6 protein-coding genes and 1 pseudogene are annotated in these 9,051 nt (G+C 66.9%); all 7 read left to right on the top strand.

Features of this window, described 5'->3' with window-relative positions; all coding sequences use genetic code 11:
* Positions 1 to 100: 100 nt before the first annotated feature.
* Positions 101 to 628: pseudogene (locus tag VFJ08_RS15880) on the top strand (phytoene/squalene synthase family protein); the annotation flags it as partial.
* Positions 629 to 838: 210 nt separating this feature from the next.
* Positions 839 to 2,779 carry a squalene--hopene cyclase gene (gene shc / locus VFJ08_RS15265; protein WP_414707093.1) on the top strand — a complete coding sequence of 647 codons (1,941 nt, stop codon included), beginning with the start codon at positions 839 to 841 and terminating at the stop codon, positions 2,777 to 2,779.
* A gap of 59 nt (positions 2,780 to 2,838) precedes the next feature.
* Positions 2,839 to 3,585, top strand: coding sequence for a hypothetical protein (locus VFJ08_RS15270; protein ID WP_324998087.1), 747 nt, complete (start codon positions 2,839 to 2,841; stop codon positions 3,583 to 3,585).
* The gene (locus VFJ08_RS15275) at positions 3,582 to 6,200 is read left to right on the top strand and encodes an MMPL family transporter (protein ID WP_324998088.1); all 2,619 of its coding nucleotides are present in this window, start codon (positions 3,582 to 3,584) and stop codon (positions 6,198 to 6,200) included. Before VFJ08_RS15270 ends, VFJ08_RS15275 begins: the two co-directional genes overlap by 4 nt.
* Positions 6,201 to 6,227: 27 nt before the next feature.
* A complete protein-coding gene (locus VFJ08_RS15280) occupies positions 6,228 to 6,893 on the top strand; it encodes a CDP-alcohol phosphatidyltransferase family protein (RefSeq protein ID WP_324998089.1) in 666 nt (221 codons plus the stop codon).
* On the top strand, positions 6,881 to 7,894 hold the full coding sequence (gene hpnA, locus VFJ08_RS15285; protein WP_324998090.1) for a hopanoid-associated sugar epimerase: 1,014 nt from the start codon (positions 6,881 to 6,883) through the stop codon (positions 7,892 to 7,894). The genes VFJ08_RS15280 and hpnA overlap by 13 nt, the downstream gene beginning before the upstream one ends.
* Positions 7,895 to 8,248: 354 nt before the next feature.
* Complete coding sequence (locus VFJ08_RS15290) at positions 8,249 to 9,004, top strand: HalD/BesD family halogenase (RefSeq protein ID WP_324998091.1); 756 nt, start codon at positions 8,249 to 8,251, stop codon at positions 9,002 to 9,004.
* Positions 9,005 to 9,051 lie beyond the last annotated feature (47 nt).

Genomic DNA, 9,051 nt, shown 5'->3' on the forward strand with positions numbered 1-9,051 from the left:
CGGCGCGGCCTTCGGCGAGCGGCTGGCGCCGGGGCTCGCCGGCGCCACGCTCGAGGCCGAGCGCCGGCTGGTCGCGCATACCGACGACGTGCTGACCGTGATGCGCGGTCTGCGCGCGCCGCAGCAGGCCGCCGTCGCGCGCTGCGTACGCGTGATGTGCGAGGGCATGCCGGAATACGAGCGCGCGGCGAGCCCGGACGGCCTGCCCACGCTGGCGCATCTGGATCGCTACTGCTATTTCGTCGCCGGCGTGGTCGGCGAGATGCTGTCGGCCATGTTCGCCGATTACGAGCCGGGCATGGGCAAGCACGACGGGCAGCTCAACCGGCTGGCCGTGTCCTTCGGCCAGGGTCTGCAGATGACCAACATCCTCAAGGACATCTGGGCCGATCAGTCGCGGGGGGTGTGCTGGCTGCCGCGCGATGTGTTCGCGCGCCACGGCTTCGATCTGTCCGATTTGGGCCGGCGCCGCGCCGACGACGCGTTCGCCGCCGGCCTGTCCGAGCTGATCGGTCTGGCCACCGGCCATCTGCGCAACGCGCTCGAATTCACCCTGCGGATTCCCGGGCACCAGAAGGGCATGCGCCGTTTCTGTCTGTGGGCGATCGGCCTGGCGTTGCTGACCCTGCGCAAGATTCAGGCGAACCCGCTTTTTACCAACGGCGATCAGGTCAAGGTATCGCGCCGCAGCGTCCAGGCCACGGTGCTGACCACCAATCTCGCGGTGGCCGACGACGACCGGCTGCGGCATCTGTTCCATATGACCGCGCACGACCTGCCCGCGCTCACGCCCAAGCTGGCCGACGATCCGGCCGCGCCGATTAACGAGGTGGTCGAGATGCCGAGCCGCGAACCGGCCTCGGCCGCGCCGCCGGCCGGCCTGGCGGCCGCCATCGGGGCCGCGCGGCAGCGTCTGTTTACCGATCAAAAACCGGACGGGCACTGGATCTACGAATGTGAGGCCGACTGCACGATCCCGGCCGAATACATTCTGATGATGCATTTCATCGGCGATGTCGATACCGTGCTACAGGAACGCGTGGCCCGCTATATCCGTCATAAGCAAGCCGCCCACGGCGGCTGGCCTTTGTATTACGGCGGCGATCTGGATTTGTCGTGCGCGGTGAAGTGCTACTACGCGCTCAAGCTCGCTGGCGACGATGTGGATGCCCCGCATATGGCGCATGCGCGCGAGGCGATCCTGGCGCGTGGCGGCGCCGGCGCGGTCAACGTGTTTACGCTGATAGCGCTCGCCCAGTTCGGTCAGGTGCCGTGGCGGGCGGTGCCCTTCATTCCGGTGGAGGTGATGCTCCTGCCGGCGGCCTCGCCGTTCCATCTGTCCAAGGTCTCCTACTGGTCGCGCACGGTCATGGTGCCGCTGTTCATCCTGACCAGCCTGCGCACCATGGCGCGCAACCCGAAAGGGGTGAACGTACGCGAGCTGTTCACCATCCCGCCGGAGGCCCAGCGCGACTTCGTGCCGGCGCACAACGCCCTGCAGCGTCTGTTCAAGGGTTTGGATCGCGTCGGGCGCAGCTTCGAGCCGCTGATTCCGCAGTTCGTGCGCAAGCGCGCGATCAAGAAGGCCGAGGACTGGATCATCGAGCGCCTGAACGGCACCGACGGCATCGGCGCCATCTTTCCGGCGATGGTCAACGTATATGAAGCCCTGGGCGAACTCGGCTACCCGGCGGATCATCCCTATCGCGCCAACACCCGCAGGGCGATCGACGATCTCGTGCTCGATCATGGCGACATGGCCAGCGTCCAGCCGTGCGTCTCGCCGGTCTGGGACACCGGGCTGGCCAGTCTGGCGCTGCAGGAAGCGGCCGGCGCGGGCGATACGCCCCCGGTACGCGCCGGGCTCGACTGGCTGGCCGCGCGTCAGGTGTTCGACGGCCCGGGCGACTGGAAACGCGATCATCCCGGTTTGCGGGGCGGCGGCTGGCCGTTCCAGTATGCCAACGACCACTATCCGGACCTGGACGATACCGCGGTCATTGCCTGGGCGATGGTCAACACCGGCGACGGGGCGACCTACGGCCGCGCGATCACCCGCGCGGCCGACTGGCTGATCGGCATGCAATCGTCCAACGGCGGTATCGCGGCCTTCGATACCGACAACAATCACGAATATCTCAACCAGATTCCGTTCGCCGATCACGGCGCGCTGCTCGATCCGCCGACCGCCGATGTCACCGCCCGCGTGGTCACGCTGGTCGGGCTGCTGCAACGGCCCGAGGATGCGCTCTTCTTCGATCGCGCGATGGCCTATCTCAAGCGCGAGCAGGAAGCCGACGGGTCCTGGTTCGGCCGTTGGGGCACCAACTATATCTACGGGACTTGGTCGGTGCTGACGGCCGCCCAGGCGCTCGGCGAGGATATGAGCCAGGACTGGATCCAGCGCGCCGTGGCCTACCTCAAGGGCATGCAGCGCACCGACGGCAGCTGGGGCGAGGACAACGGCAGCTATTGGGACCCGCCGCGCGGGCGCGCGGACGTGTCCACCAGTTTTCAGACCGCCTGGGCCATGCTCGGGTTGATGGCCGCCGGCGAACGCGGCACCCCGGCGCTGGCGCGCGGCGCGGCGTGGCTGATTGCGGCCCAGGGCGAGGACGGCGCCTGGCACGATCCGGAGCACACCGCGCCGGGTTTCCCGCGCGTTTTTTATCTGAAGTATCACGGTTATACGCGTTATTTTCCGCTCTGGGCGCTGGCGCGCTATCGCAATCTGCACGGCGATCCGGCGGGGGATGCGGCAACGGCGAGCGCCGGCTGAGTTCTCGTGCGTTCCGCACCCTGCCCAGGGTCCGATCATAGGCCCGTCCGGAGGCGCTGTTGAGCGTATCGGACGAGATGCTGAACCGGCCAAGCCGCCGCCTCGGTATCATCGCCGCCTTGCCGGGCGAGGCGCGCGCGCTCGCGCGGTTGCGTCCACGCGGGCGCGCGCGTCTTGCGGCCAACGCGGAACTGCTGCTGTCGGGAATGGGCGCCGAACGCGCGCGTGCGGCGGCTGTCACGCTAGCCGACGACGGCGTCGACGCCCTGGTCAGTTGGGGAACCGCCGCCGCGCTCGCGCCCGGCATCGACCCGGGCGCGCTGGTACTGGCTTCGGAGGTGCTCGGCGCGGACGGCCGGATTTGGGCCACCGATGCCACCTGGCGGGCCGAGTGGGTCGCCGCGCTGGCGCCCACGTGTCAAGTGTTCGAGCAGACGCTGGTCGAAACGCCGGAACCGGTGGCCGACCCGGCCGCCAAGCGCGCGCTTCATGAGCAAAGCGGGGCGATCGCCTGCGATATGGAAAGCGCGGCGATCGCCGCGGTGGCCGCCGGACGAGGACTCGCCTTCGTGAGCGTGCGCGCGATCATCGACGACGTTTCGATGGCGCTGCCGCCGGTGGCGCGGGCCGCGATGGACGCCGATGGCCGGCTGCGCCCGGCGGCGCTGATGGCGGCGATGGCCGGCCGGCCGTCGTCGATGCACGTTCAACTCCGGGCGCTGAAGAATCTGGCCGTGGCCTTTCGTGCCGCCCGCATCGCGTTGGCTGATGTCGCCCGCGTCGTGCGCGAGGAGACAACGACATGACGCGCGCGCTGGTTCGGGCGCTGGGCGCGTGGATCGAACTGATGACCCGCCGGGCGGGCTGGGTGATCGCGATCGGCGTGGTCATCACGCTGGCGGGGGCCGGATATTCGGCCACCCACCTGAGCATGAACACGGACAACCAGGACCTGATCAGCCGCGATGTGCCCTGGCGCCAGACGTATATCGCCTATCAGAACGCGTTTCCGGTCTATACCGATAACCTGGTCGTCGTGGTGGACGCACCGAGTCCGGGCGCCGCCGGAGCGGCGGTCGACAAGCTGGCGGCGGCGCTGCGCGCCCGGCCGAAACTGTTTCCGTCGGTGTATGTGCCGGGCGGGGACGATTTCTTCGCCAAGAACGGCTTTTTATACCTGTCGCCGGACAAGCTGAACTCGCTGGCGCACCGGCTGACGAGCATCCAACCGTTTCTGGGCCGGTTGTCGGCCGATCCGACGCTGCCCACCTTTTTCGATATGCTCGACAAGGCGATGGCGCCGGACGCGCCGGTCGATCTGAACCTGTCGCCGGTATTTCGCGAGTTGGCGGCTACTTTCGACGCCAGCCGCGCCGGCCGCTTCTATCGATTGTCCTGGCAGCAGTTGATCGGCGGCGATCAGCCGGGCGTGTCGGATCAGCGCTTCATCATCGTCAAGCCGGCGCTCGATTATGGCGCCCTGCTGCCGGCCGCGAAGCCGATGCAGACGATCCGCGACGCGGCCAAGCGCCTGAATCTCGACGCCCATGGCGTGCGCGTACGCCTGACCGGCGAGGCCGCGTTGTCCGGCGAGGCGCTGGCCAGCGTGACTCAGGGCGCGCTATGGGGCGCGGCGCTGACGTTTCTGGTCGTCGCTGTCATCCTTTATGTCGGTCTGCGCTCTTGGGCGCTGATGGGGGCGTCGCTGGCCGGCTTGGTCGCCGGCCTGGTCGGCACGGCGACGTTCGCCGCGCTCGCGGTGGGGCGGCTGAATCTGATTTCGATCGCGTTCGCGGTGCTTTATATCGGGCTCGGCATCGACTACGCGATCCATCTCTGTCTGCGTTATCGCGAGGCGCTGGCCGAGCTTGGCGAGCGCGTGGCCGGGCGGGCGGCCGGCGTTCGCCATGCGCTGGTCACGGCGATTTCCGATGTCGGCCTGTCGCTGGCGCTGTGCGCGCTGACCACGGCCGCCGGTTTCTTCGCCTTCATTCCGACGTCCTACTCCGGGGTGGCCGAGCTCGGCCTGATTTCGGGCGTGGGCATGTTCATCAGCCTAGTCGTGAGCCTGACCTTTCTGCCGGCGGCGATCGCGCTAATGAAACCCTGGGTGCCGAGCGCGCCCGCCGCGACCCGCCGCCGGGCGCCGTTCATCGGCCGGCGGGCGCAGCGCACGATTTGGGTCGTCTCGGCCATGGTCGCGCTGGCCTGTATGGCCGCGCTGCCGTTTCTGCACTTCGATTCGAACACGCTGGATCTGAAGAACCCCAACGGCGAAGCGGTCAAGACCTATCGCGACCTGCTGGCGCACAGCGAACATTCGCCGCTCACGCTCGTGACCATGCGCGATACGCTCGCTCAGGCCAAGCATCTGGCCGATCGTATCGCGCAGCAGCCGCATGTCTCGGGCGCGATGACGATCGCCGATTTCGTGCCCGATCATCAGGACGAAAAACTCGCGACCATCGGCAATCTGGCGCTCTTTATGGCGGTGACGCCGCCCGATATGTCGAAACGCGCGAGTTTCGCGGCGCGTAAGCGGGCGATCGCGGATTTTGCCCAACACCTCGCGGCCTATCGCCACCGCAATACCGGCCATGACATGGCGGCGGCCGACCGCCTCGCCCACTCGCTTTCGGCGTGGCGGCAGTGGTTCGCCCGGCAGAAACCGGCGGCGCAGAAGCGCATTCTGTCCGATCTGCGCGATCGCGTGCTCGCGGGGCTGCCGCGTCAGATCGAGGGCTTGGCCAAGGCGATGACCGCCTCGCGCGTCACGCAAGAGAATCTGCCCGAGAAACTCAAGCAGCGTTGGATTGGTACAGGCGGCCAGTACCGCGTCGAGGTCTCACCCAAGGGCAGCCTCAACCAGAACGCGGCCATTTGGGCCTTCGTGAACAGCGTGCAAAAGGTCGCACCGAATATCACCGGCGCGCCGGTGCTGGAACTCGCTGCCGGGCATACCGTTTCGCAGGCCTTCATTCGGGCTTTTATTTATGCGGCGGCGTTTATCACCTTGTTCTTGTTGGTGTTACTGCGCAGCGTGGTCGATACGCTGCGCGTGCTGGCGCCGCTGGCGCTGTCCGGGCTGATCCTGGCCGCCGCCACGGTGGTGTTCGATATCCCGTTCAATTTCGCCAACGTGATCGCGCTGCCGCTGCTGCTCGGCGTCGGCGTGGACAGCGGCATCCATGTGGTGCATCGGCTGCGTCGGCGCGATCATCGGCGGCCGTTTCTGGGCACGTCGACCGCGCGCGCCGTACTATTGTCGTCACTGACAACCATGGCCGGCTTCGGCAGTCTGGCTTTTTCGCGGCATGCGGGCACCGCCAGCATGGGCCAGCTACTGACGATCGGCATGTTCGCGGTCCTGGTGACGACCCTTATTGTCGTGCCGGCGCTTTTTCGTATCTTGCGGGATTGATTCCCGCCGAGGAAGGAATACACCAGCATGTCCGAACCGATTGATTCGGCCGGCGAAGGACGGGGCGCAGCCGGCGCGCGACCGCTGGACGCGCGTCTGGCGCGCCGGCTGGTCCGCCCGCTCGACGGCACCGCGGCCCGCCCCAATCATCTGACCACGATCCGGCTGGTGCTCGGGCTGATCGCGGCCTGGTGCCTGGCGCATGAGAGCTTGCTGATGGCCAATATCGGCGCCTTCGTGTTCGCGCTGTCCAATTTCGTCGATCATACCGACGGCGAATTGGCGCGCATTTCCGGGGCGTCCAGCCGCTTCGGGCATGCCTACGATCTGGTCTGCGACGCGATTATCCATACGCTGCTGTTCGCGGCGCTGGGCTACGGTCTGATGCAGGGCGCGCTCGGAGTTTGGGCGCCGGTGATCGGGCTGTTGGCCGGTCTATCGGTTGCCTTCATCTTTGGTCTGCACACGATCATGGAGCGCGAACTCGGCAAGGCCGGCGCCAGGCTGCCCTCGGCCGGCTGGTTCGAGATCGAGGACGTACTCTATCTGTTTCCGCTGGTCACGATCTTCAACGTGCGCGAAGCGTTTCTGGTGCTGGCCTTCATCGGTGCGCCGGCGTTCGCGGTTTGGCTGGGCTGGTATTTTCGGGTGCTGCGGATTCGCGCGGCGAGGGGGAGTCAATGCGCGCGCTGATTACGGGAGCCACCGGATTCGTCGGCAGCGCGGTCGCCCGCGCGGCGTTGCGCGACGGCTGGAGCCTGCGCGCGACGCGCCGGCCCACAAGCGATCTCGCCGCGCTCGAGGGGCTGGAACTGGAATACGCCGAGGTCGATCTGTCGGACGCGGCGGCGCTGGCCGACGCCATGCGCGACTGCGACGCAGTGTTTCATGTCGCCGCCGACTATCGGCTGTGGGCCGCCGATCCCGGCGAACTCTACGAAAACAACGTCGAGGGCACGCGCCGGATTTGCGAGGCGGCGCGCGCCAGCGGGGCCCCGCGCGTGGTGTATACCTCCAGCGTGGCCACGCTCGGTTTGCCCAAGGACGGCTCGCCGGGCGACGAAGATACGCCGGTGACGCTTGCCGACATGATCGGCCACTACAAGCGATCCAAATTTCTGGCCGAGGAGGTCGCGCGCGAGTACGCCGCCAACGGGCTGGATATCGTGATCGTGAACCCCTCGGCCCCGATCGGACCGAGAGACCACAAGCCGACGCCCACCGGACAGATGGTGCTGGAGGCCGCGGCCGGGCGCATGCCGGCGTTCGTGGATACGGGCCTGAACGTCGCCCATGTGGACGATGTGGCCCGCGGGCATCTATTGGCGCATGCCCACGGCAAGGCCGGCCGGCGCTACGTGCTCGGCGGCAGCGACATGACGCTGGCCGAAATTCTGGCGCTGGTGGCGGAGATCGTCGACCGGCCGCCGCCCCGGGTGAAGCTGCCGCACAATCTGGTGCTGCCGGTGGCCCATGCCGCCGAGGCCTTCGCCCGCGCGACCGGCCGGCCGCCGAAGGTCACCGTGGACGGCGTCAAGCTGGCCAGAAAGCGCATGTTCTTCTCGCATGCGCGCGCGAGCGCCGAGCTCGGCTACCGGGCACGCCCGGCGCGCGACGCCCTGGCCGACGCCGTAGCCTGGTACTACGCGCATCGCTATCTGCCGGCCGGGAAACGCCCGTTGTCCGGCCGATGATCCACCTGGCATCGGCGGCAAGCCGGTCGTCGATGGTCATAATTCGGAGCCGGCCGCGCTCGATCGGCCGGCGAGCGGACTACGCACGATCAAACACCTGGATTATCATGTATTAGGCAACGATTGGGTGCGCCGGGAAAACGGCGCGCCGCGACGTGTCGCCCGACGAAAATCAGGATTAGGTCATGACCATGTACGTGCGTTACGCCGACGATCTCGAAGTCGAGCAGCCCGACGAGCAGGCCAAGATCGACGACATCGTGCGTTTGCTGCGCATCAGCCCCTAGCCGGCATGTCGAGGGGCCGGCTGGCCGCCCCTAACGTTTTCGCACGTCGACGGCAAAGGAGACGTAGATGAGTACCGCCAGCGTAGATGGAATGATCGCGGATACCGATGCCGCGGACGATGCGGCCTTCGTCGATCAACTCGACACGCCGGCGCTGAAGCGGCGCTTCGACGCCGACAACGAGTTTCTGTTTCTCGACGAATTCCTGCCGGCCGATGTCACCGCTCGCTTTCAGGCCCGAATTCCCGATCTGACCGAGGCGATCCACCGCAACTACATCCCGAAGCACAAAAAGGGCGGCAGCGTTTCGCGCTACACCCTCGACGAGCTGGCGCCGGAGATTGTCGCGCTGTATCGCAATCCGCGCTTTATCGCCTGGCTGGAGGCGATGACCGGGGAGACGCTCGAAATCTGCCCGGAGTCGGACCCGCACGCCTACGCGTTGTATTTCTATACCGAGGCCGGCGATCACATTGGCTGGCATTTCGATACGTCCTATTACGCCGGCAAGCGTTATACGCTGTTGCTGGGCGTGATCGACGAGTCGTCGTCCAAGCTCGAGTTCGAGCTGTTCAAAAACGATGACGAGCGCGAGACGGTATCGGATGCGCGCAACCTCCGCCCGGGCGCGATGTGTTTTTTCAACGGCGACGAGGTCTGGCACCGCATCACGCCGCTCGGCGAAAATGAGCGGCGTATATCGCTGACCTTCGAGTACGTCACCGATACCCACATGAGCCGTTGGCGGCGCTTCGTGTCCAACATGAAGGACTCGATCGCCTACTTCGGCTTCAAGCAGGTGTTCAAGCGCAACAAGCGCTGATCTGGTTGCGGTGAAACGCACTGCTGCCATCATGCTGCTCACCGGCG

Source organism: Salinisphaera sp. (assembly GCF_035690525.1).
Lineage (GTDB): Bacteria > Pseudomonadota > Gammaproteobacteria > Nevskiales > Salinisphaeraceae > Salinisphaera.